This is a genomic window from Stieleria tagensis (genome assembly GCF_024129865.1).
GTDB lineage: Bacteria > Planctomycetota > Planctomycetia > Pirellulales > Pirellulaceae > Stieleria > Stieleria tagensis.
Genome location: NZ_JAMYFE010000104.1, coordinates 1 through 22694, shown reverse-complemented (window position 1 = coordinate 22694; position 22694 = coordinate 1). Strand labels below are relative to the sequence as shown.

The 22694-nt window shown below is 56.2% G+C and carries 16 protein-coding genes, 1 tRNA gene and 1 pseudogene; 5 read left to right on the top strand and 13 right to left on the bottom strand.

Going from position 1 to position 22694, the window contains the following annotated elements; genetic code table 11:
• Positions 1–113: 113 nt before the first annotated feature.
• The 10 genes from NHH03_RS22780 to NHH03_RS22735 form a co-directional block, all read right to left on the bottom strand.
• Positions 114–710 (bottom strand): hypothetical protein, encoded by a 597-nt coding sequence (locus NHH03_RS22780; RefSeq protein ID WP_253160001.1) that lies wholly within the window; start codon positions 708–710, stop codon positions 114–116.
• Between the two features lie 186 nt (positions 711–896).
• Positions 897–1727, bottom strand: a complete 831-nt coding sequence (locus NHH03_RS22775) for a DUF4339 domain-containing protein (protein WP_253160000.1) — start codon at positions 1725–1727, stop codon at positions 897–899.
• A gap of 190 nt (positions 1728–1917) precedes the next feature.
• Positions 1918–2340 carry a TadE/TadG family type IV pilus assembly protein gene (locus NHH03_RS22770; protein WP_253159998.1) on the bottom strand — a complete coding sequence of 141 codons (423 nt, stop codon included), beginning with the start codon at positions 2338–2340 and terminating at the stop codon, positions 1918–1920.
• A 46-nt stretch (positions 2341–2386) separates the two neighbouring features.
• The gene (locus NHH03_RS22765; protein WP_253159996.1) at positions 2387–3502 is read right to left on the bottom strand and encodes a vWA domain-containing protein; all 1116 of its coding nucleotides are present in this window, start codon (positions 3500–3502) and stop codon (positions 2387–2389) included.
• 7 nt (positions 3503–3509) lie between these two features.
• On the bottom strand, positions 3510–3938 hold the full coding sequence (locus NHH03_RS22760; RefSeq protein ID WP_253159994.1) for a TadE/TadG family type IV pilus assembly protein: 429 nt from the start codon (positions 3936–3938) through the stop codon (positions 3510–3512).
• Positions 3922–4392 (bottom strand): hypothetical protein, encoded by a 471-nt coding sequence (locus NHH03_RS22755; protein WP_253159991.1) that lies wholly within the window; start codon positions 4390–4392, stop codon positions 3922–3924. Before NHH03_RS22755 ends, NHH03_RS22760 begins: the two co-directional genes overlap by 17 nt.
• 134 nt (positions 4393–4526) lie before the next feature.
• A complete protein-coding gene (locus NHH03_RS22750) occupies positions 4527–5885 on the bottom strand; it encodes a metal ABC transporter permease (protein ID WP_253159990.1) in 1359 nt (452 codons plus the stop codon).
• Positions 5882–7369, bottom strand: a complete 1488-nt coding sequence (locus NHH03_RS22745) for a metal ABC transporter permease (RefSeq protein WP_253159988.1) — start codon at positions 7367–7369, stop codon at positions 5882–5884. The genes NHH03_RS22750 and NHH03_RS22745 overlap by 4 nt, the downstream gene beginning before the upstream one ends.
• A 37-nt stretch (positions 7370–7406) precedes the next feature.
• A complete protein-coding gene (locus NHH03_RS22740; RefSeq protein WP_390895612.1) occupies positions 7407–8267 on the bottom strand; it encodes a metal ABC transporter ATP-binding protein in 861 nt (286 codons plus the stop codon).
• Positions 8268–8304: 37 nt separating this feature from the next.
• A complete protein-coding gene (locus NHH03_RS22735) occupies positions 8305–9288 on the bottom strand; it encodes a metal ABC transporter solute-binding protein, Zn/Mn family (protein WP_253159986.1) in 984 nt (327 codons plus the stop codon).
• A 376-nt stretch (positions 9289–9664) separates the two neighbouring features.
• On the opposite strand from NHH03_RS22735, the gene NHH03_RS22730 reads away from it, so the two are divergent.
• Positions 9665–10030 (top strand): RNA recognition motif domain-containing protein, encoded by a 366-nt coding sequence (locus NHH03_RS22730; protein WP_253159984.1) that lies wholly within the window; start codon positions 9665–9667, stop codon positions 10028–10030.
• Positions 10031–10141: 111 nt separating this feature from the next.
• Here the strand turns inward: NHH03_RS22730 and NHH03_RS22725 are convergent, their stop codons facing one another.
• The 3 genes from NHH03_RS22725 to NHH03_RS22715 all read right to left on the bottom strand — a co-directional run bounded on the left by NHH03_RS22725 (position 10142) and on the right by NHH03_RS22715 (position 16879).
• Positions 10142–12484 (bottom strand): sulfatase-like hydrolase/transferase, encoded by a 2343-nt coding sequence (locus tag NHH03_RS22725; protein WP_253159982.1) that lies wholly within the window; start codon positions 12482–12484, stop codon positions 10142–10144.
• A gap of 253 nt (positions 12485–12737) precedes the next feature.
• Positions 12738–14126 carry a DUF1552 domain-containing protein gene (locus NHH03_RS22720; RefSeq protein ID WP_253159980.1) on the bottom strand — a complete coding sequence of 463 codons (1389 nt, stop codon included), beginning with the start codon at positions 14124–14126 and terminating at the stop codon, positions 12738–12740.
• Between the two features lie 26 nt (positions 14127–14152).
• Positions 14153–16879 (bottom strand): DUF1588 domain-containing protein, encoded by a 2727-nt coding sequence (locus NHH03_RS22715; protein WP_253159978.1) that lies wholly within the window; start codon positions 16877–16879, stop codon positions 14153–14155.
• A 261-nt stretch (positions 16880–17140) separates the two neighbouring features.
• On the opposite strand from NHH03_RS22715, the gene NHH03_RS22710 reads away from it, so the two are divergent.
• The 4 genes and pseudogenes from NHH03_RS22710 to NHH03_RS22695 form a co-directional block, all read left to right on the top strand.
• Positions 17141–17214: transfer RNA gene (locus tag NHH03_RS22710), tRNA-Pro, on the top strand.
• 145 nt (positions 17215–17359) lie between these two features.
• Positions 17360–18859 (top strand): tyrosine-type recombinase/integrase, encoded by a 1500-nt coding sequence (locus NHH03_RS22705; RefSeq protein WP_253159976.1) that lies wholly within the window; start codon positions 17360–17362, stop codon positions 18857–18859.
• A 1864-nt stretch (positions 18860–20723) separates the two neighbouring features.
• Entirely contained in the window at positions 20724–21716 is a 993-nt protein-coding gene (locus NHH03_RS22700) for a hypothetical protein (protein WP_253159974.1), read from the top strand.
• A gap of 533 nt (positions 21717–22249) precedes the next feature.
• Positions 22250–22694, top strand: a pseudogene (locus tag NHH03_RS22695) (hypothetical protein); the annotation flags it as partial.

Sequence of the window (22694 nt, the reverse complement as noted above, 5' to 3'; positions counted from 1 at the left end):
GTTCGAAATCGTTGCCTGATGCGCGGATCAACCATGCCGGAAAATCCTGGCTTGCCAAAAAATGCTGCGTGCTGCGACGCACACAGTCTAGGGATACACGTCTCACCGCCGAATCATTTGCCGACCGATTTGATCATCTTGACGAATTTTTCTCGGTTTGCTTTGACGACTTCAGCCGGGCCGATCATTTTCACAAAGTACAACCGCCCTTGGGGCTCAGCCAAAATGGCACCGGCCATCGCGTAGTCTTCACGCTGCACCATCTTGCCACCGGCGAACGGTCCGCCGCCCATTCGTTCGGCGAACGATCCGCTGACATCGACCAAGTGAATTTCCCAGGGATCGGCTTTGATCGTTTCGGTCTTTTGCGCGGCTTCATCACCGCCGCTGAATTGCCCCTTCCAACGTTTGATGTTCGGCTCGACACCGCCGCCAGCGGGCATCATCGTCAATCGTGCCGTCGAATCACCCTCACCGACTTTGAATTCATACTGCAAAATGCGCGATGCCGGTTCGGTCGGCTTGAACTCCGCCGGAACGGTCATTTCACCGGTTCCCAAGAATTTAATCACGGTTGCTTTGCCCGCCGCGTCGTCGGCCGCAGGTTTCTCGGCAACCGTTTGTTGAGCAAACACCGAAGGGCCCGCTACGATCGACAGTGAAATGGAAAATAAGCTAATGAGGATCAGGGTTCGATTTGAAATTCGCATCTCGAAATTCTCCGCGATTGAAAGTGACAGTGAAGGGGAATCGACCAAAGCCGTGGTGAGATTCAATCCTGCGATACTTTACCGGATCGGTCAAAGAATCCGAATGAGGCTACAGCCCGATCAGGATGGATTGCCAAATCGCCGCCAGCCACGACTGGGGTGATCGGAGACCAATGGGACCGAATTTTAACCGCCGCCGGCACCACTGCCCAAACCGCCACTGCCGGCGACCAACAACAATGTGGCCAATAATCCGATCACCAACGTGGCTAATACCGCTACCAACGTGATTCGCCGACTGGTGCGCTTGCGACGTGTGGCGCCGATCTTAGAGTGACCGCTCAACCCCGCTGCCGCTGGCTCGGAATTGGACAATGAAACCACCGCAGATTGACTGTCCACGCTGGACGGCTGCTGCCCAAACGCGGGCATCGCCGGTTGCCCCCCAGCCCCTGCCGCGGACATCAACGCCCCTGTCGCCTCCGTCCCGGGCAACCGATCAATCATTTCTGGCAACGTCTCCGCAGCCTCGCGCCACTGCGGCCAACCATCACGCCACAACAACGCGTTCTTTGCCACCCGGCCTTCGCGAATCCAGCCCTTCAACACCTCGCCGGTCGCCGGTCCATATTGTCCACCGCTGGGCGGACGTACATACCAGGTCGCACCCTCATCGTCGATCAATGACTCGATCGCCTCCGCCGCAGAATCTCTTAACGCGTCGACGACTGGTGTCACTGCCGCGCCTGTTGATTGGGCTGGCACTGCCGCACTTGGCGACTGGGCTGGCACTGCGCGCGGCAGTTCCTTGTCCGCGGCAACCGATTGCTCCGATCGAACTGAAATCGACTGCACAGCCGACGCCGATGGACTCTCGATCGGCGAAGAAAACTGAGTGTCGGAAGTTGGAATTCGAAAGCGAATTTGACATTCGGGACAGACACCGCGACGCCCCGCCAATTCAGGCTTGATGTTTAACGGTTTCCCACAACCATGACACGAAAACCGAATTCCCATCGAACTGTTCAGAAAAGGCTAGAAGAAAAAGGGCCGCCGGCTTGGCGACGAATGCCAATGCACCGGCCGCCCACGCGACCAGACATTACGCCCCAGTGTAGCCAATCAGCCCCCGCAGAGCGCTACCGGCAGCAAATCGATCGGCCGGAATACAGTCGGATGCCGTCAACGCTTCCCCAGCCCGCAAACGTTACGATCCGCTGCCCTCTCGCTGCATCGTCAGCGTCCTGCTGATCACTTTGCCGCCGGTGAACTGGGGCGGAACAAAGCTGTTGTGGTCCAACGAAACCGCCACCGTCAGGGTGACATTTGGCGTCAGCCGGGTGATTGTCGACGGAATCACGGTGATCTCGGCGTCCCCCAACCCCAGTGTGGCCAGAATCCCCTCCGCTTTCGCCCGCGCCGCCGATGCGGTCGCCCCCGGGACGATCGCTTCCCGACAGGCCTCGTAAACCGCGTTGTCGACTGTATGACGAATCATTGCCACCCGACAAAACTCGAACGCAGCAAAAAAGAAAAAGAACAACATCGGCGCAACGATCGCAAACTCCACCACGGCTGACCCGCGGTGACCGTTGCGACGACTGGTAAAGATTGTTTGACCTGTTTTCATATTGATTTGCTTCCTTTGACTGCCCGCCTCTGAATCTGCGAGGCACTCATTCGGTGATCACCGTTCCCAATGTCAACGCAATCTCGCGGTACGCGGCAATCAACTCGCTCTCGCTGAGTGCATGGAAGTGACGTCCACCACCAAGACGAGCAATGTTGCGCATCCGCGACTGGTCAGCGCCCCTGCCGAACGTGATCGTATGAATTTGAACGCCGTCGTCGGCCAATCGAGTCGCTACGTCGCTCGGTTCAGGACCTTCGTTGTGCATTCCGTCGGTCATCACAATCATCGTTCGCTCGACATAGTCCGCCGAGCGCGCCGCTTGCATGATCACCGCACCGGCTTCCATCCCGCGACTGATACTCGTTCGGCCGCCGGTCGACAACGATGCCAATCCGTCGGTGACTTCGAGCAGTGTGGTCGTTAATGGCACGTCTTGACTGGCGCGATCACTGTAGGACGCCAGCCCCACGGCTTCGTTCACCGGCGTCGTGTTCAAGGTCGCGACAAATACGTCGAGTGCACGTTGCAGTTCACGGAACTTTTCACCGCTCATCGACCCGCTGCGATCAACCACCAACACCACATCGCGTTCGATGTAGGTCGCTGCGGTGACCAACTGCGGTTCAAAACTGCTGAATCCCAGTAGATTACCGAACACCAACGGGATCGGTCCCGATGCTGAATCCGCGGTCCGTCGCCCGGTGACCCGAACCGTGTTCAGTGGTCGCTGATTCGCCGCAAACACAAACCGCCCGCTCAAGTCCGACTCGCTACGACCGAACTGAAAATCTGCGGCGGTCAATTGCAACGGCTGACCATCGACCAGGTTTTCCAACGCAATTTGCTGGCCCATCGCGATCGCTTGGTCCTGATCAAGTGTTCGCGACAATTCCTGCGAAGCCGCTTTGGTCGCCGCATCGGTCGCCGACCGCAACTCGGTACGTGACAGATGCATGTGCGCGATGTCGACCGAAAACGCGACCGTCGCCAAAAAACCGACCAGCATCACCATGATCAGAATCAACATCGCACCACGGCGTTGACACGGCGGCCGCTGACAGCGTGACGGCGGCAACGATGGGCGCTGCCGCGACGGGCTCTGATGGGTCGCGCGCGCACCACCCAACTCGAATCGATTGGGCCGGTTGAATTGTTTCACCACCATCTTATTCCTTCAACATCACCACACGGGCGGTTAACATTCGGTTGGAGATAAAATCGCCCGCCAATGGGCTATTGGAATGTGTCGGCGCGGAAACCTCGCACACACACTGTTGGCCACGCTCCAACCCCGCCACACCGTCGGGAAACCGAATTTCAAAGTCGTTGACTTGCCGCGAATCCAGGATCTCGACCGCTTTCGCAGTTGCCGTGTCAGCGGTCGCATCGGCCTGGCTCGCTTCACGCACGGCTTCGTAGCAAGCAACGCTCAGCGATTGTTTCAAAAAGATAAAGCTGGACGCTTCGATCGAACCAAAGACCAGCAACACCAGCACGGGCAAACAGACGGCAAATTCAACTGCCGCAACAGCCCGGCGTCTGACGTGCCGCGACAACGATGAACGTTTGATGACTCGACTACACATCGTCATCATTGCTCCCGTCCTGCGCTGCAAGATTTGGCGCTGCATCATCCTGCTGCTCTCGCAATTGAAATGCATCGTTGAAATTTGATGCCAATTCCTGCCAAAAATCGCTGTTGCGGAACCGCAGCGGCTTCACCGCCCGACCGGCTTTGATATCCAGCAACGTGTTGCGCAATCGCGTGATCGGACCGGCAAACCGATGGCTCAATTTCAACGTGTCCCAGACAAACGCCGGGATCAACGCCATCGTGACGATGAAGAACGGCAGGAAACGGCGTGCGGTGTCACCAACCGTTTGCCCCCACTCGGCGTCCGGCTGCTCAAACAAACGGATCCACAACGTCAAAGCAATCGAGTTGCAGACGAAAAAGATCACCCAGTGCAGCGCCACACGGCGAATCAAGCTGCCTTGGACCTCGGTGTCGACCAGGGTCTTGCTGCGTTTTACCGGAATCGTAGCCATCGTTCTTATTGGTTGCTCGTGCACTTTCGGCAGACGGCAAAACGGTCCGCCGGCCTGATCAGATCCCCAGAATCAGATCCTCTGTGCGCAACTGTAGGTCACAAATAGACGAACCGCGCATTTCGCAGGCACGACTAGTTTTCGTCCGGAATCGGGCTGCCGTGCGGATCGAGCTCGGGACCGTCGGTTTCTCGCGCCAACTCGTCTCGCAAACTGCGGTCGGTGAAATGCTCGAAACGTTCGGCTTTGTCGTGAATCTGCTCGGTGTCCCTGCCCGCCTGGTCCACCAGGTACTGCTCCCACAATCGGTGCGACCGGACCAACCGTCTCCCCCGCTCGCGGCCCGCTTCGGTCAACTCCAACGCCTCCGACCCGCCTCCTAATTCGCCCCCCCAACGCAAAATGATCTGCGCCAGCTTCATCGACCATCGCGATGCAAACAGTTCCGATGCCAAGTGCTCCGTGGTGGGATGGGGGCGTTCGGCTTCTTCACCGCGAAACAAAAACGCAACGATGTCATCGCACAAAATTTGCAACGACAGAATTTGCCGCCGTGCCCATTTCACCAGCACACCATGCCGGGGTCCCAGCGCCGCGGCGAATAAAAACAGCCCGCCCGCAGCGACGGCAATCATTCCCGACGTCGTCGTGCTGCGATAGCCGAACCAGGTCGGTACCGTCAGTGCCATCAGATGCCCCAACACGGCCGATGCAACGGCCAAGATCACACTGATCAAAATCATCACCCCCAACCGATCGGTCAACATGTAAGCCGCCGCCGCGGGAACCACGAACATGGCAACCACCAAAATACTGCCGACACTTTCGAAACAGGCCACCGCGGTGATCGAAACCAAAACCATCAATACGTAATGCATCGATTTGGCGGAAATCCCCATCGTGGTCGCCAGCGCAGGGTCAAACGATGTCAATCGTAGTTCTTTGAAAAACAGCCCCACGAACAATGCGTTTAAGAGCGTCACCCCGGCCAGCATCAACGCCGCCCTGGGCACATCCCAATCGCCGATCGCAACGGTGTCCAGCGGAGTCAGTTCGATCGAACCGTACAACACACAATTCGGATCCAAATCAACCGCATCAGCCGCCTGCACCAAGATCACCAACCCCAACGCGAACAATGATGTGAATACGACGCCCATCGATGCGCCCTCATCCACACCGCCGGCACCGCGAATCCATTCGGTAAACAATGCGGTCAGCACACCCACGATCACTGCACCGAGAAACATCAGCGGACTGGTCCGGCTTTGACTGATCAAAAACGCGACCGCAATCCCCGGCAGCACGGCATGGGTGATCGCGTCCCCCAACATGCTCATCTTCCGCAGCACCAGGAAGTTGCCGAGCAGTGCCGATGCGACCGCCGCCAGCGAACCGATCACAAGGATCCAGCCGTTGAATGCCCAACTCCAACGAATCGCCGACGGAAACAACGAAACCTGTTCCAACAGATGGATCGAATTTTCCATCATCGCTTGTCCCCCGTGGCATCCGCATGGTCGTCACTCACGTCATGCGGACTCATTGGAACCGGGATGGTCATTTCTTGTTCGTCCAGCAGGTCCTCAAGTTGATCAATCACCTCGGGCGCCAGCACGTGTTCGATATCGTCGGCATCGCGGTCGACATTGGACGTCGCGACCTCGGCATAGGCAATCAAATACAGTTCCCACAATCGATGCTGACGGGTCAGGCGTGCCGCTTCGGTAAATCCCGCCGACGTCAATTTGAACCCGTCGGATTTCTTGCGAACCAATTCGTCTTCGGCCGCGCGATCAATCGCCGCCATCAATCTTCGCCGTGACCAACTGCGCATCGACATCAAACTGGCCGTCGAAACCGGTTTCCTGCGACTCTCATGTATCGACGCTCCATGCTTGGTCCGATTTTCGATCCGTTCATAAATCGCCCGCAACAGATGCTGGCGATCGATTCGGCGGTTCAACCGCAATCGCCGGCGATAGCGCACCAGCACGCCACTGCGTGTTCCCAACATCATGCTGACGAAAAAGAAAACCGAACAAACCAGCACGATCATCGCTCCCGATGGCAACCCGGGAAACAACGCGCTGACCAACCCGCCGACGATGCTACCCAACGTGCCCAATAGCGCCGCCCACAACATCATCCGCCACATGGTGTCCGTCCAAAACCGCGCTGCCGCTGCGGGAATCACCAACAGTGCGATCATTAAAACCAATCCCACCGCTTGCAGCCCGACAATGGTGACCAACACCACCATCGACATCAGCCCGACGTCCAACGCCACCACCGGGAATCCTTTCGCACCGGCAAAGCCTTCGTCGAAACAAAGCAACTTCAACTCTTTGAACAACAGCAAACAACCGGCAATCACCAACAGCGAAACGACTGCGATCAATTGTGCGTCGGCAGCCCGCATCGAAGCCGTCTTGCCATAGATAAATCCCTCTAGCCCTGCCGCGTGCCCGGTCTGCATCTGTTGCACCACGCCCATCAGCGCTACCCCAGCACCAAAGAACACACTCAAAACAATTCCCAGCGCGGCGTCTTCCTTCAAGCGGGTCTGGTTTCGAATCACCAAGATCGTCGCCACACCCAATAACCCGCTCACCGTTGCGCCAAATAGCAACAGCGGCAACGATTTGCCGTTGGCCCCCAATGTGCTTGCCACAATGAACGCCAGCGCGATGCCGGGCAAACTGGCATGGCTCAGTGCATCGCCCATTAGGGCCCGCTTGCGCAGCAACGTAAAACTGCCGACCAACCCCGATGCGCCACCCAAAACCGCCACACCAAAAATCACCACCCGCGTGTTGTAGTCTTGCATCAACAACACGCGACTCCACGCCGCAATCGAACTGAACGGGGCGGTGTCGCTTACGATGTCTCCCTGCGCGCAGCAAGCCCCCGCGGCCAACAGCATCACTGCCATCGCCAACGTGAACCGCCAAATCGATGGAAACAAACACGCCACGACTAAGCTGTTACCCCTTCCCCGTTTAAACAACGACTCATAGCGACGATTCCCTTCTTCGCATCGCCTCGGTGACTTCGTCCAATAGCGTCAAACGCCCGCCGTAGGTCTTCTGTAAATTCTCTGACGTAAACGTCGTTTCGACTGGGCCATGAGCGACCACGCGCATGTTCAATAGCACCACATAGTCAAAGTATTCGGGAACCGTTTGCAAATCGTGATGAATCACCGCAGCGGTTTTGCCACGTTTCTTCAGGTCACGCAAAATGTCAACGATCGCCCGTTCGGTCGCCGCGTCGACTGCGGCAAACGGTTCATCCATCAAGTACAAATCCGCATCCTGTACCAGTGCCCGAGCCAAAAAGGTGCGTTGCTGCTGTCCGCCCGATAGCTGGCTGATCTGGCGATCTGCCAATTCGCCAATGCCAACGTGCTGCAGCGCCAAACGCGCCCGATCGCGGTGCCGCCTACGCACCGGACGGCACCATCCGATTTCGTCATACAGCCCCATCGCGACAACGTCCAAGGCACTGACCGGGAACTGCCAATCCACACTCTCGCGCTGCGGAACATATCCCACACGGTGACGGTTGGCTCGATAACTATCGCCAAACACTCGGACCCGTCCGGACGCGCTGGGAATCAAGTCCATCGCGGCTTTCAACAACGTGCTCTTGCCCGCACCGTTGGGCCCTACGATGCCGATTAGCTGGCCGGCTGGCAAATCAAATCCGACATCCCAGATCACCGGTTTGCGATGATAGGCGACTGTCAAATCATAAATGGATAACGGAACCTCATTGCCCGTCCCGTCATCACGCGCAGCTGACGGTAACACCGACGACAGACTCGGTGACGAATCCATCGGCTGATATTCTTTTTGTGGACGCTCTACCATCTTCGATCTCGTTCAGATTGCCGCCGACACGGATGGATCAATGCTTCGCTTCGGTCCGCAGCTTACCTTGGAATCCCCCCGCATCCACCTGACCGCCCAATGCCAGTGCGGCCGTGGTCAAATTGTGATCCAACATCCCGATGTAAGTCCCCTCGTAAGTTCCCGACGGCCCCATCGCATCGCTGTACAATTCGCCGCCGATCGCAACCGAGTGCCCTTTGCTCTGAGCGCCTTCGATCAGCGCTTCGATGTTTTTGGCCGAGACGCTGCTTTCGATAAAGACGGCACCGACATGGCGTTCGATCAACAAATCCACCAAACCGTTGATCCGCTGCAACCCCGCCTCGGACTCCGTTGAAATGCCTTGCACACCCTGCACCTCCAGTCCATACGCGCGGCCAAAGTAATTGAACGCGTCGTGCGACGTGACCAATAAACGGCTCTCCGCCGGGATCGTGGCAACGGTTTCAACACCCCAGCGGTGGAGCGCCGCCAACTGGTCACTCAACGCCGCGGCGTTGGCCTGGTACTCCTCGGCGTGCTGCGGATCGAACGTCGACAACTCGTCGCGAATCACATCCACACATTGGCTCCACATCGAAATGTCATTCCAGACATGGGGGTCGCCATGCTCCAGCGCAGCTTGGCCGCCGACCCCCGCCGACATCAACTTGCTCGGATCAATTCCCTCTGCCACCGCGACCACCGGTTTCGTGCGTCCGACTTTTTCCAACGTGTCAGACATTTTCCCCTCCAGCCGCAGCCCACAATAAAACACAACATCGGCGTCGATGATCGCATGCACATCGTCACTGGTCGGCTTGTACAGGTGGGGGTCGACCCCGGAGCCGCAGATCTGCGTCACAGTGACGTGCTCGCCGCCAACATTGCGGACCAAATCAGCCACCATTCCGACCGTCGCGACCACCTGAATGTTGCCATCGCCGGCTCCCGAACCGCCGCTTTTACAACCAGGCAATACCAAAACCAGCAGTAAAACACCCACTTCAAACGATTTCATGCAAAATTCTCCGACCGACGAAACGCAGCTGTATGACTGCTCTAATCTACGCTCGCCAATCGAATCGGCACACCGTGGGAGCCACCAAAACACGGCGTACACCGTCCCAAACGGGTTTTCGTCCAGTTGGCCGCCGCCCACCCCCTCTTTTTCAGGGCCTGAGAACCATCCGTTTTTTTCCGCTGCAAATACAAACCCCGCAAGAATTGTTCTCGCCCCACCTGGAAAACTGGTACACTCCCTGGCGTGTGTGGATGACGAATGTCGTCGTCCGGTTGGATCGAAGACCGAACTCTCAGAACGATATGGACGCCTTTAGTGCGTCGCGGACGGCTCCGAGTGAACAGGCCTTCTGGAATTTGGAGCTGTAGTAGCGATGAAGATGTATGTGGGAAATTTAGCTTGGGCCGTAACGACGGAAAAGCTAGAAGAAATTTTCGGCCAGTATGGCCAAGTCGATGACGCGATCGTTTTGACCGACCGCGAAACAGGACGAAGCCGCGGCTTCGGCTTTGTCACGATGCCCGACGAGGCTGCCAAGGAAGCGATTGAAGCTTTGGACGGTCAAGATTTTGACGGCCGACCGTTGCGAGTCAACGAAGCCCAAGAACGCGCCCCACGTGGCGGCGGTGGCGGCGGCGGTGGTTACCGTGGCGGCGGCGGTGGCGGTGGAAACCGCGGCGGCGGCGGTGGTGGTGGATACGGCGGTGGCGGTGGCGGCGGTGGCCGCGGCAACTGGTAAGTCGTTTCACATCGACACACCCATTCAATTGGAAACGCGATGCTCGCCCTCACCGGCAAGCATCGCGTTTCTTTTTGCGCTCACGCCCCAATCCACCAGTGACCCTGACCTTCACTCGCTGCCACGCCGACCCCGACGAACTTCCGTTTCCCATTGCTGATACGACGCCCGCAATCGTTGAAAATCCTGCACCCACGAGCCCTTCAAATCACGCTGCTCGGCCGGATCGTTGGCTAGATCAAACAGAAGCCACTTCTCCGTGTCACCCTTCCGCTCGGCGACCAATTTTAAATCCCCGTCGCGCATGCCCTTCCAAATCGTCTCCCCCCGTGGCTTGCGCCAATACAGCTTGCGCGACACCTCCTCGCGACCGCTGGCCACATGCTCGACCAAATCGATGCCCTCAAACGGTTTCTCGGCGGCGGCTGAAACGCCGGCCAACCGTGCAATGGATTGCGTGAAATCAAAGGTGATACAAGGCTGGCTCGACTCGGTGCCCGCCGGGATCACTCCCGGCATCCGCATGATCGCCGGCACACGTATCCCTCCCTCGTAGGTACTGCCCTTGTAGCCTGAATACGGCGCGTTTCGCGCGCTGCGCGTCCCACCGTTGTCACTGGCAAAAATCACCAAGGTATTGTCCGCAAGTTGCTGCTGCTGGAGTGCCGTCAGCAAATCACCGATCCGCCGATCCATGTGCTCGATCATCGCGACATAGACTCCGGGATCTGCGTTGGACTGACTCCAACGATCAGAATCCAGTGGCAACGGATCACCCAGATCATCGCCGGGCCCTTGGTACGGGGAGTGCGGACAGGTATAGGGAACATAAAGAAAAAACGGTTGCTGTTGCGTTTGTCGCTTCACAAATGCAATCGCTTCATCGGTCAACAGATCTGTGAAATAGCCGTCACGATGAACCGGATTGCCATTTTCAAACAGGTTGTATCCGGCCAGATTATCGAGGTAATAAAAGTAATCCATACCGCCACCAATACAGTAAAACGCATGGTCGAATCCCTGCAGATGCGGTGCAAATTTGGGTTCGTATCCCAAATGCCATTTTCCAGTGATGGCCGTCGCATAGCCGGACTGCTGCAATAGCTTGGCGATCGTTTGCGTCTCAGCTGGCAGCCCCAAATCACTGCGTTCTGCCAATCGAATGGCATCGTCATAACGCCCTACGTTGCCCGTTCCGATCGCACATTCCAATCCACCAACCCGCTGCTGATAGCGGCCGGTCAAGAATGCCGTCCGTGTCGGAGTGCACTCGGCTCCGTTTGCATAGTGCGCCGTGAACCGAACACCGTCACGCGCCAATTGGTCTAACTGGGGTGTCTTGATATCCGTCCGGCCATAACATGCCAGATCACCATAACCCAAATCATCAGCCAACAAAAACACAATGTTGGGCCGCTGCGGATGGACGCTCCCGGTGTTCAACTTTAGCCCCGGCGACTCTTTCGGCTTGTCATCGGTCGCCCCAGCCATCATCAGTCCCTCGATGATCGACGCGACGCGTTCTCGCTGCGTTTCGCCATACTCGAACATCCGATGGTCGCCAGGATCTTGGTCCACCCAACGATTGGTGCCGTTGGCAAAAATCTGGTTGCCGCCCTGCTCGCGCACCGTCCAGTAATCGGCATCCGGACGCACGGCGAACAACAATGCCACTTGATCCCAACTAGAGCGAGTGGGTTTTTCGCCAAGAAACAAATCATAGGCCACTCGCAGCGGATGATCGGCGGGCAACTCCCCACGGCGTTTGCCGGTACCAATCTTTTCTCCCTGGCCACTAAAGTAAATGGCTCCCGGCCAATGCTCGGCAACGTAGACGATCGAGTCGGGGTCGGGTTTAAAATTCCCGAACTTGCCCGGGTCAAGGTGCTCGGGGTATCGCCCGCCCATGACAACAAATCGATCCACTTTTTGTGCTGCCAATTCCTGTCCGGTTAGCGGGCTGATCTGATCGCCAGGCGAGCGCAAGAGATCGGCAATATTGGTTAAGTAGCCCACCGTGACCAATCGTACCGAATGGTCTCTGGCCTTCGCCAACGCGCGCCGCAAGACCGTGACCGCCGAGGGTGCATCGGCATTGGTCGCAAACCGACTGGGATAGAGCTTGGCGATTTGCTGCGCATAACGTGACCCGCGATTGACACTCGCCCCTTCACGCTTGGGCACACCCAATGGCAGATTCGGTCGACCATAAAAACGATTCAAAGCGTCCAAACAAGGCGCCGAATAGGCAAAGTTGGAACTGACCGTTGTGGCCAAAATCTCAACTTCATCACGATCCGCCATCGCATGCAAACAGGCCACCGCGCCAACGTCATCACAATCCGTATCGATATCAGTGTCAAAAATGATCGGGATGGGCTCTGCCGACTCAGCAGCGGCCACCGCCCCACATAACATCCACCCCGCCACCAACCAACACACAACGTATTTCATAAACTCAGCCAACTCTGAAAGAAACTCGAACGACTCGTCACCGCATACGATTCTAACGAGAACGCACCAGCAAGAAACGCAAACGAGTGAATCACTTGCGGCACCTACTGACGTTCGTTCAGCGTTGCATCGTCATCCCAACCCCAGGCGTCACGGGCTATTGAATGAATCTTCGATGGTAAAACAGCATGGGAATAGCAACCCGACGCACCAGTAACAGGTTCCGTTTACCTGCTGGGCATCGCCTCCCAGCTTAGCTTGTCATTCCCCGCATCGTGCCTGTCGCACTGGCGAATGAATCAGTCTCAATCCCCATCTGTTGCAGCATGCTGACATACAGATTGGGCAATGGATAATTCTGCTCTCGATCGAAAGCCAAGTGTTGACCGTGACGGAATCCCCCCCCGGCCAACAAGATCGGCATATTGTCGGTCGTGTGTTTGTTGGCATCACCAAAGTTGCTGCCGTAGAGCACCATCGTGTTTTCCAAAAGTTCACCGTGCGGCTCTTCGATCTGCTTCAAATCTCCGATCAACTCGGCCAGCAACTTCATGTGCGCGTTATCGATCGCCTGCAACTGCTTTAACTTTTTCTCGCTGCGACCGTGATGCGAAAGGTTGTGATATCCGTCCGTGATATCAGCCCCGTTGACCGAAATGGTCGGCGAATTGTTGCTATCCAACAACAACGAGACCGAACGGGTGGAATCCGTTTCAAATGCCAACTTTGCCATTTGATACATCAACCGAGTCTTCTCGATGTAACCGCTTTTCTCTAGCGGATCGACCGGCAACTCGACATCGGTCTGCGGCTTTGGCGTCCGCTTCCATTGCTGTGACTCCTGCATCCGCCGCTCGACATCTCGAACCGCGGTCGTGTACTGATCCATTCGGTTTCGGTCCGCCGCTCCCAACTGGCGCCCCAGCGATCGCGCCTGCTCGCTCAACATGTCCATGATGCTCTGGCCAAGTTCCAAGCGGCGAATTTGGCGATCGACTTCTGCTGTAGAACCTTGCAAGAACAGCTGACGATAAACCGCCGCCGCACTGTCTTGGCACGGAATCAACACGCCGCCATCGGTCCACGACAGACTTCGTCGACCCTGCTTTGCGTTGACACCCAACGTCAGCGACGGATAACGCGTCAGATGCCCCAACTGGTTGGCGATGAATTGATCCAGTGAAATCGAATTGCGAAACCCACCGCTGCCTGGATGGGGTGCCGCGGTCAGAAACGACACATCCGACGAGTGCGAACCATCGACTCCGGGATGCGACACACCACTGAAAACGGTGAACTTGTCACGGAACGATTCCAACTGCCGCAGGTAAGGCGACAACCGATAGTCCCGCCCGTTCTCATCGGGAAAAAACTGATCCGGCAACACGCCCAAGTTGTTGCAGATCGCCAGCATCCGCTTTGGCGCGACGGAACCGTCGCCCGCACCGGCTTGACCCGCTGCCGCCTGCGGCGACCCCATCGCCTCCAACCACGGCAGCGCCAATCCAACCCCGGATCCTTTCAGCAGCGTTCGCCGATCCAACAGCGACGGCTGCCTGGTGTTGCGCAAAGCCCGCTTGTTGCCATTCTTCCACCCAACCAATGCCGCACGCAATCGCTGGCGAGTTTTCGTTGTCGTCATGCCTATCGGCTCCTGTTTTCCAGTTTCTACTTGCTGCCGAACAATTCACTTCGAACCAACGCTTCGATCAACGACCGAACGCCATAATCTTGTTTGGCTGCTACATCCAAAATATTTTCGACCGCCACACGATCTGAAAACGACACCGCCGACCCGGTCGAATAGACGATCAAGTGCTGCAATAGATTCCGCGCCAACTGACGCTGGTCCTCCGACAACAACCGTTTCAATTGTCGAATGTCGTCAAACCCGGCACCATCCCGCAGCGTACCGCTACATTCGACCGGCTGCGCCAGTTTGAATTCAAACTGATGCCCATTTTTTCCAAAACCGTCGACCCGCTGGCCATCGCTGCCGATCGAACGGTAACGATCACGCCAGCCACCGGCCACGTCAAAACTCTCCAACCCAAATCCCGCCGGATCGAATTTTGCATGGCAAGCATTGCATGATTCGATCGAGCGATGCTTCTCCAGTTGCTGCCGAATCGTTTTGGCCCCTCGAATGTCAGGCTCCACCGCGGCGATACCCGAGGGCGGTGGTGGGATATGTGTCCCCAGCAAACGTTCCATCACCCACACCCCGCGGGTCACCGGCGACGTCGTGGTGCCGTTGGCGGTCACACGCAGCACGCTGGCCTGTGTCAGCAAACCACCGCGTGGTGAATCTTCCGGTAGTTCCACTCGTCGCAGTCCCACGCCTTCAACCGCTGGCAATTCATAATGCTCCGCCAATCGCTGATTCACAAATACAAATTCACTGTCGATCAGATTTCGGACCGACAAATCATGATCCAGCAGTTCTCGAAAGAAACGTCGCGTCTCAATCAACGACGATTCGGTCAGCAATTCGTCCAAATAGTAATCTGGATACAACGCCGCATCGGGCGTGTTGGAATTGATGTCTCGTAGATCCAACCAGTAGTCCAAAAAGGCTGTGATGAAACGATCACTGCGCGGGTCATCCAACATCCGCCGTGTAACCGATCTGATCTCGGCCTGCCTCGACGGGACACCTGCATACTGCAAATCCTTTGGGACCACCGCGTCATCCGCCGGCCCGTTCCATAAAAAATACGCTAGCCGCTGACGAAACGCGGACGCCGTCAACCGCCCCGGTGTCTCCGCCAAATACAGAAACTCTGGCGCACACAACATCGCCGACATCGCTGCGACCAGCGAATCTGTAAAGTCCTGGCCAAGGGAGCCAGCCTGATCGAACACCGCCAGATAGGGTTCGATCGATGCGTCAACCTCGTCGCCCAAGCATCGCCGTCCAAACGCCGCCAACAATCGCGCCGCATCCTCCCGTGGACTCTCCGTGATCGCCCGAACGCCCATGGCTTCGTCGACGACAAACGGCAGTTCTCCCAACACCGCTTGATAGCTCTTTGGCGGCCAGACCTCGCTCAACGGCCCTTCGACCTCCATCCAATTCATGGCAAACCCCGGCACGCCGGCAGTGGTCGCATTCGGATTGCCTCGCCACCCCGGACGTGTTCGGATCAATCTAGCCGCATCAGGACGAATCCCTTCCCCCTTTTGCAATGCGACCGTCGCTTCAAACACAGTCGGCTCAGGTTGAGAATCAAACGTCGTTAGCCAACGACTGTCACCGCTCGGCGCGAGCGCATACAGCGTCACTGGCTCACTTCGTTTGCTCGGCAATATGACATTGCGGTCGGGCCGCCACCAAACACGATTGCCGCCCGTCAATCCGTGGTCGTCACCGCCATTGGCACCGTTTGGTCCCGCCATAAAGGTGTAGGTCTTGAAGCGGATGCGATATTGCCCCGCCGTCGGAGCGTCGATCCGGGTGAAGTCGTATTTGGTCGTCGCGCTGTACACGCCACTAAAGACACCCATCGCCTCGCGCTCGCGTCGCTCCGGGTCGCTATCGCCAACAGTTAGCGGTTGCTTGTTGCGAATCACATCCGGTTCACTTTGCAATCCGATCAGCGGAACGATCGCGCGTGTCGCAGCCATCTGCCCGAACCGATAACGCAGGTAATTTTGCAGCATCGGTTCTTCTCGAGCGTAGAAACGCCGCGTCTGGCTGGGATATTCCGCTGCGTCGATTGCCGCATGAATCGCATTCCCAGCTGCTTCCAAGTAACGCGACAGTTGCACATGGGAAACGTCCAGCCGTTCGCCACTCTTGTTGAACAAATCCTGCACGCCATCCTCGGGCAACCTGTCGGCGACCATTAACCAGGGTGCGACCAGCACGTCGCGCAGCGTGTTCTCATACTCGAACCGATTCAGGCGTCGTACCATTGACCGCCCCTCGTCGCCGATCCGCTTTCGATCGTAAGTGGCGAGTAGCTGCGCCAAAGGAACAAGCAGTTCTCGGCCAGCGGCCGAAACTTCATCCACATTCGATGTTGCATCACCCTCTGCTGCCAATCGATCGGCAGCGTTCAAGCTCCATCCAACCGCAGCGATCGGCACCGGCACACCGTTCTCTGGGGGCGGCATCTCACCGTCCCGAACACGGTCATGGATCAGTTGCCATTTTTCAAAAATGGGTTGTTGCTGTAGATCCGTTTCCAAAAGGCTTAGATCCAGGCCGGCCTCAGCCGCCTCGCCCTGATGACAATCCAAACATTGCTGCTCCAGCAAGTTGCTCACAGCCGCCCAATCTGCAGACTGCGCGGATGCCTTGCCATCGGTCGTCGCCGACACCCCCGCGACGGCCCCCAACAAGCCCATCCAAACGCAGCACCAACGGCATCGAGCAACTAGCAAATGCATCAAATTCACACAGACGAAGGCGGGGGAGGAAGGGGGGGCAGGATATTCTAACGAAACTTTCTCCGCCGATCGAACCGCCATCGGATTCGCCCCTCTCGCGCTGCCCCGGGAGTCTCGACACCTCGCGAGCGAAATAACATTTTGCAGAAAATTCGCGTGCCTTCTCTCTTCCCCTCGATGGCAACGGCACGTAAATTACGCCCCGAGAAAACAGCGATGCAGCGGTCCCCCAATCCCCCAGCATCGCCAACCCTCACCCATCGGGGCGTGGCTCAGCCTGGTAGAGCGCTACGTTCGGGACGTAGAGGTCGCAAGTTCAAATCTTGTCGCCCCGACTGGCATCAGACGGCAAATTGCCGCTCGAAACCAATTTCTTGCACAGCTCTTGCACGCGGCTGCCTGGCCACATTAACCTCTCTTTTCGCATTCAAGTGGCCATTTCAAGTGGCCAGGAGTCATTCCGCGAGATAGAGAAGTGCAATGGGCTGGACCCCCGAACCCCGCTGGGAACCGTCGACAAAAAGCTGGCGCGTCCGGTACAAAAACCAGACTTATCGCTACCCCGGCGGCACTGGCAAGTCGGACCGAGAAGCAGAGCAGGCAGCGAAACGCCAATGGAAAGAAAAACGGCGGCAAATTGACAATGAAGCCGCAGAATCTGGCGAACGATTAGAGAAATTCCGTGGGTGCATCGAAGAGTGGCGATGCGTCCTCAACTGGCTACAGAACCATGGCTTCGGCGACGATGGATCCGCAAAAAAAGCCGCCGCAGCCGTAGCAGACCTGCAGGAACGGATCCAAGATCCATCCTCGGAGCCGCCAGACGACGCGGAATGGTTTCTCTCCAAAACGCCTCTCGATGAACTCGACGATGACCAGCTGCAGGAAACCTATTGCCCCATCTACGACGATGCCCTCCCCGAGTCACCCGAGGAACAGTTGCGAAACGGCTTCGCCCACATACGCAGCAACGATGCACTATGGCGTGATCGTCTAGCCGCACAGAAAAAGAATGCCGATGCCGTCGATACGAACAACACATTAGCCGCGCAGGTGGACGAGTTCCTTAAAAGCAAACGCGAAGAAGCCAAGGCAGGGCAAATTTCCTTCGGTCGCGCAGGAACCATGCGCAATCACCTCAAGATTGTCGTCGATTGGGCGGGCGGAAAGAAAGAGACGGGCAAGATTGACGGAAAGTGGCTCGCTGATCTACGTTCGATGTTGCTTAAACGAATTCAAGAAGAAATATATTCCACCAGCTACGCCAAAGATGTGATGACGACAACCAAGCAGCTAATTCGCTGGCTGGTTGGTACTGCAGGGCAACTGGACCACCTACCCAGGAACTTCGATAGCAAATCGCTTTCGATCCACACACAAATCAAGCAAGTCGAAACACTCACGGTAGACGAACTCTCTCAATTGCTCGGCGCCGCACGAGACCGAGCCAAGCTCTACATGCTCCTAGGCCTCAATTGCGGCATGACCCAAATCGACATCTCGGACCTACACCCCGCGGAGGTCGACTTCGAAAACGGTACGATCACCCGGAAGAGAAGCAAGACCAGGAACGTAGAGAACGTCCCAATGGTGAAATACAAACTTTGGAAAGAAACTCTACAACTTCTCAAACAGGAACGCAGCGATTCCGACGACCACGTCCTCCTAAACCGTTCCGGACTGACCCTTGTTGAATCATCATTCAACAGCAAAGAAAACACAAACAAACGAGACGCGGTACGTCTGGAAATCCGCAGACTGAGCACGGCTGAAAGCATCACGTGTACCATGAAACACTTTAAGAAGACTGCTGCATCAGCGCTCCGAAACCACCAGCAATACTCTGGGCTCGAACGCCTCTTTCTCGGACATGCCCCAGACAACATGAGCGACCGCCACTATACAACCGCCCCAGACGACCTTCTCGCCGAGGCTACTGACTGGCTGTACGCAAAACTCAAAATCAAATCCACGAAATGAAGCGCCACTGACTAGATCAGACAAGATGCTCGACGCTTGGCGATCCCTGCACCGCGCAACCAGCGATGCAAATCGATCGAAGGAAGATTGGCACCTGAGATGACGCAAACTCGCTGCCGGCTTCACTTCTAGCGCAAAACCGACAAGCGCGCGGACCACATTTACCATGGCCCCTTCGCGCAGATTCAATCACAACCGGTCTTAGCCAGCGAACTGTCGTCCACTTGAGCAATTTCAAATTGCCAAAGCAGTGCTTCGAACTGGCGATTCAGCTCAATAACCTTCTCGCTGATCCTGTCGTGACCGGATTGATTCTCAGGACGCGGTGAGATGGCAGGCGTCGATTCCGTTTGAAAGCGACCCTGAACTCACAATGCGACATCGGAGGACTCACCGAAAACGGCGCAAGACTGACCACAATTCAAACTGGGCCCCACGAAGAGATTTTCGCAGGGCCGGACAGCGGCAACTCATGTCTGTGCATCGTGAACTCACGACGCTATTCGCCTGTGCCTGTTCTTAGCCGAACTCAGTGCCCCTCCGCCGAATCAACACCCGCCTTCCACCTGCAAACTTCCAATGCATCAAATTCACCAAGCGACTCAATAGGCATTCACATGACGAAATCGCCCCAACCCAACCGAGAACGCTGCCCGACCACACGAGCGAGCAAAGAGACCTAGCATCACCGAGAACGCCCCCAGGACCGAAGCTAACGAGCGCAAGTCGCCTCCCTGGGCATTTTCAAGCATTCCAGCTCCCTTGCGTTAGAACGCCTTGCACAAGACCGCATTTGCATGACGAACTTTCCGTGGGTATTGAGAAGTGTTTCTTAGCACATTTTGGCACCCTGCCAAATCTAAAGATTTGGCATCTACGGCCGCGCCAAACCCGAAAAACACACAGTACTTGTTCCTATGCTACCAACTAGACAGACATTATAATCCACCCTAGCTCAACCACCAGTTCCACGCATCAACCTTTATAGCCACTGTCGTCCTTGCCGTATCCTCACTGCCTATCATTCCAATCCGCCGGCATACGACACTCGTCACAGTCGCTTCCCTTATCCAATGGATAGAGCGATTGCCCTAGCAAAGCAAGCCTTTCAATTGCACGCACCAAGTAGATTTGCGAGCCTCCAACTTCTTCCAAATCGTAGCCGCTTTCTCACCGGTCCTTTTTGCTCAACGAGACGGCTCACACCAAACCGAACACTACATGCTGCTCGCCTCCAAAGCCCTTTTTGACGTCAGCCCCGCATCCACGAGCAATTACCCTGCATCGGGTGCCAAACCAAAACGTTAAATCAACATACAGGTTTCCGGCCAACTAACCACTCTGACGCTATGGGTTCAGATAGGCGGATTCTACTCTAGATCCCACATTGTCTGCCAACACCAAACTCACCCTTGGTTTCTAAATGCCCGCGCGGCAACCGCTCTGACTGCCCCAAATACGCTCAAAGCGATCCCCAGAGGACAACGATGCGTGGCATACCTACTGGGCTCATCTCACCGGGGGCATATCTTCAAACCAAACAGCGGGCTGCCTGATTCGAGACTCCATTATTTACCTCCAACCATCCCACCATTTCCTCACCCCCTGTGACACCCGCCCGACTACCCAAGCGTTGGTTGCAACGTCCTGTTTCATTGCTTTCCAGCCAAATGTGACACTGACTGAACTTCTTGCTCCAGTCTACTTTTCGCCCCATTTCATCGCAAATCCCAGACGAATCACAACGTCCAAAAACCCACAGACATTGCGTCGAGCCATCCCTTCTCGGACATTGCCGAATAGCACTCTCGCCAGACATTGCTTACGGCAAATAACAACCCACCCGAGTCCCTGAGTTGAATTGATGAGCACGCAATGGACACCAGATGTAAAAGTAGGTTCGTCGCGGTTCCGCCTTCAAACTCACGAGGGCTACATCACCCAGGTTCAGCACCAGCTAATGCAGTTTCTGCTTGACCTGGAGATCGGCGGAAAAGAATGGAACAATATCGTTGCGGCTGCTTCGTGCGGTCGAGTCCTTCGGGAAAGCGACGAAAACGCCCGGTGGACCAATCCCTGTCGACAGACTAAGTACTGTCGACGGTGTCAGGCAATCGAAAGAAACGCCAAGGCAGAACGGTTTGCAGACAACATCTCTCTCAACTACAAGAACTGCGTGATTTGGGGAATTGTCATCACCCGCACCGTGTCCAAGTTCAAAGAAGTCTCCGAAGAACAAACAAAAATATTCGGCCAAATCCTCAGTCGAGCCCGTCGCGCCGGTCAATACAACGCCGACGCGAACAATAAACCGATGCCGTATGCAATTGGCCTGCACACCAAGGCCAAGGAGGACGACGTGCTCTGGCCGCACATACACCTGATGTGGGTGTTCGATAAGTCCGCGAGCAGGAAAAAGGTTATTGAGACCGTTCACAAATGGATGAGTCCAGTGGCGAACACTGGATTCAGGGTCCAGGCCGATCTGCAACTCAAGGTGTCCGACACGCTGGGGGATTGTCAACGCGGATTAGATGCCGCCAAAATATACAACTACTTCACAAGGCCAGACGAACGCGACGATGGAATTGCCACACCGAAGAATAGAGCCCTCCTGTACCAGGCGGCCGGGATCAACAAGACCTATACCGCTTCTCAAGTTCCGAGCAGCTTCAGACGTAGCCGCTCGGGCTACCCGAATATTGCTGTGCAGCGTGGCGATAGAAGGGTGCTCATCATTCCGTTTCACGAAATGAGCTGTGAAGCGACCCTGGCAGGTCCGGGTGACTACGAGCATCTCAACGACCAGATCAAGCATGACCTGTCTATGAATTTCAAGAAATGGGTCGAAGCTTGACGCCGCCAAATACCCCTAGGCTCCAAGTCTGGCAACTCACAGGGAGAGAGGAGCCCGAATCAGCTCCACCACAGATGAGCGATATCGCGTCCTCCGAAACCATCGGATCAACGACAGCCAACTGAACGACTTTCTCGAACCCTGTGACATGCTTGCACGCGGCACTCTACATCAGAGAAAATAACTATCTCCAACGCTTGGTTTGATCCCTCCACGGTCGAGATGAGAACCGACACGGACACACTATCCAGCCCCACTATGCGACCACACCGCCCAAAACACGACAGCGAGAATGCTCCTCACTCACCGGAAGACAGCCTCCTTGCCGACCGGTCGGCAAACAGATGAAGCCTCTCAGCTATCCATGCTGCTTTCGAATTCATTTGGACGGCACATCAATTCAGGAAAAACAGAAATAAGCATCTATGCTGCTTGCCAAATGGTACCATTTGGCGGATGTCCCCTTTTTTGATTGACTTCGCTTGCTCCAACGACGATGCTTGCGGGATCGCTACTGAAAAAGGAACAGCCCGATGCCGCGGCAAGCTCGTGCAAACGTGATCGATCCTAAAACCATACAAGTGGTACGCTGTGTTCAACACTGCGTCCGATTTGCATCGCTACTGGGAAATAATCCGATCACTGGCGAAGACTGCAGCATCCGCAAAGAATGGGTTCGCGAACGTATCAAGGTGCTCATCCCCATATTCGCGATCGATTGCCTGACCTACTCGGTGCACTGCAACCAGATCCAAGTCGTATTGCGAAGTCGCCCGGACAAAGCGAAATCGTGGAGCGATAAAAAGGTTGCAAAGCATTGGCTGACCCTGTTCCCCAAACGTCGCGATAAGCACGGCAAGGTTGAAGAGCCAACTAAAGCGGAGATTGCGGCGTTGACCAAAGACAAGACCGCACTGAAGGTAAAGAAAATCCGTCTGTCCTGCATCAGTTGGTGGATGCGATGCCTGTCAGAACCCA

What these genes read in the sequence shown, in the direction of transcription:
- NHH03_RS22780 (WP_253160001.1), bottom strand. Translation starts at nt 710, where the DNA reads ATGCGAATTTCAAATCGAACCCTGATCCTCATTAGCTTATTTTCCATT.
- NHH03_RS22775 (WP_253160000.1), bottom strand. Translation starts at nt 1,727, where the DNA reads ATGGGAATTCGGTTTTCGTGTCATGGTTGTGGGAAACCGTTAAACATC.
- NHH03_RS22770 (WP_253159998.1), bottom strand. Translation starts at nt 2,340, where the DNA reads ATGAAAACAGGTCAAACAATCTTTACCAGTCGTCGCAACGGTCACCGC.
- NHH03_RS22760 (WP_253159994.1), bottom strand. Translation starts at nt 3,938, where the DNA reads ATGATGACGATGTGTAGTCGAGTCATCAAACGTTCATCGTTGTCGCGG.
- NHH03_RS22755 (WP_253159991.1), bottom strand. Translation starts at nt 4,392, where the DNA reads ATGGCTACGATTCCGGTAAAACGCAGCAAGACCCTGGTCGACACCGAG.
- NHH03_RS22750 (WP_253159990.1), bottom strand. Translation starts at nt 5,885, where the DNA reads ATGATGGAAAATTCGATCCATCTGTTGGAACAGGTTTCGTTGTTTCCG.
- NHH03_RS22740 (WP_390895612.1), bottom strand. Translation starts at nt 8,267, where the DNA reads ATGGTAGAGCGTCCACAAAAAGAATATCAGCCGATGGATTCGTCACCG.
- NHH03_RS22735 (WP_253159986.1), bottom strand. Translation starts at nt 9,288, where the DNA reads ATGAAATCGTTTGAAGTGGGTGTTTTACTGCTGGTTTTGGTATTGCCT.
- NHH03_RS22730 (WP_253159984.1), top strand. Translation starts at nt 9,665, where the DNA reads ATGAAGATGTATGTGGGAAATTTAGCTTGGGCCGTAACGACGGAAAAG.
- NHH03_RS22725 (WP_253159982.1), bottom strand. Translation starts at nt 12,484, where the DNA reads ATGAAATACGTTGTGTGTTGGTTGGTGGCGGGGTGGATGTTATGTGGG.
- NHH03_RS22720 (WP_253159980.1), bottom strand. Translation starts at nt 14,126, where the DNA reads ATGACGACAACGAAAACTCGCCAGCGATTGCGTGCGGCATTGGTTGGG.
- NHH03_RS22715 (WP_253159978.1), bottom strand. Translation starts at nt 16,879, where the DNA reads ATGCATTTGCTAGTTGCTCGATGCCGTTGGTGCTGCGTTTGGATGGGC.
- NHH03_RS22705 (WP_253159976.1), top strand. Translation starts at nt 17,360, where the DNA reads ATGGGCTGGACCCCCGAACCCCGCTGGGAACCGTCGACAAAAAGCTGG.
- NHH03_RS22700 (WP_253159974.1), top strand. Translation starts at nt 20,724, where the DNA reads ATGAGCACGCAATGGACACCAGATGTAAAAGTAGGTTCGTCGCGGTTC.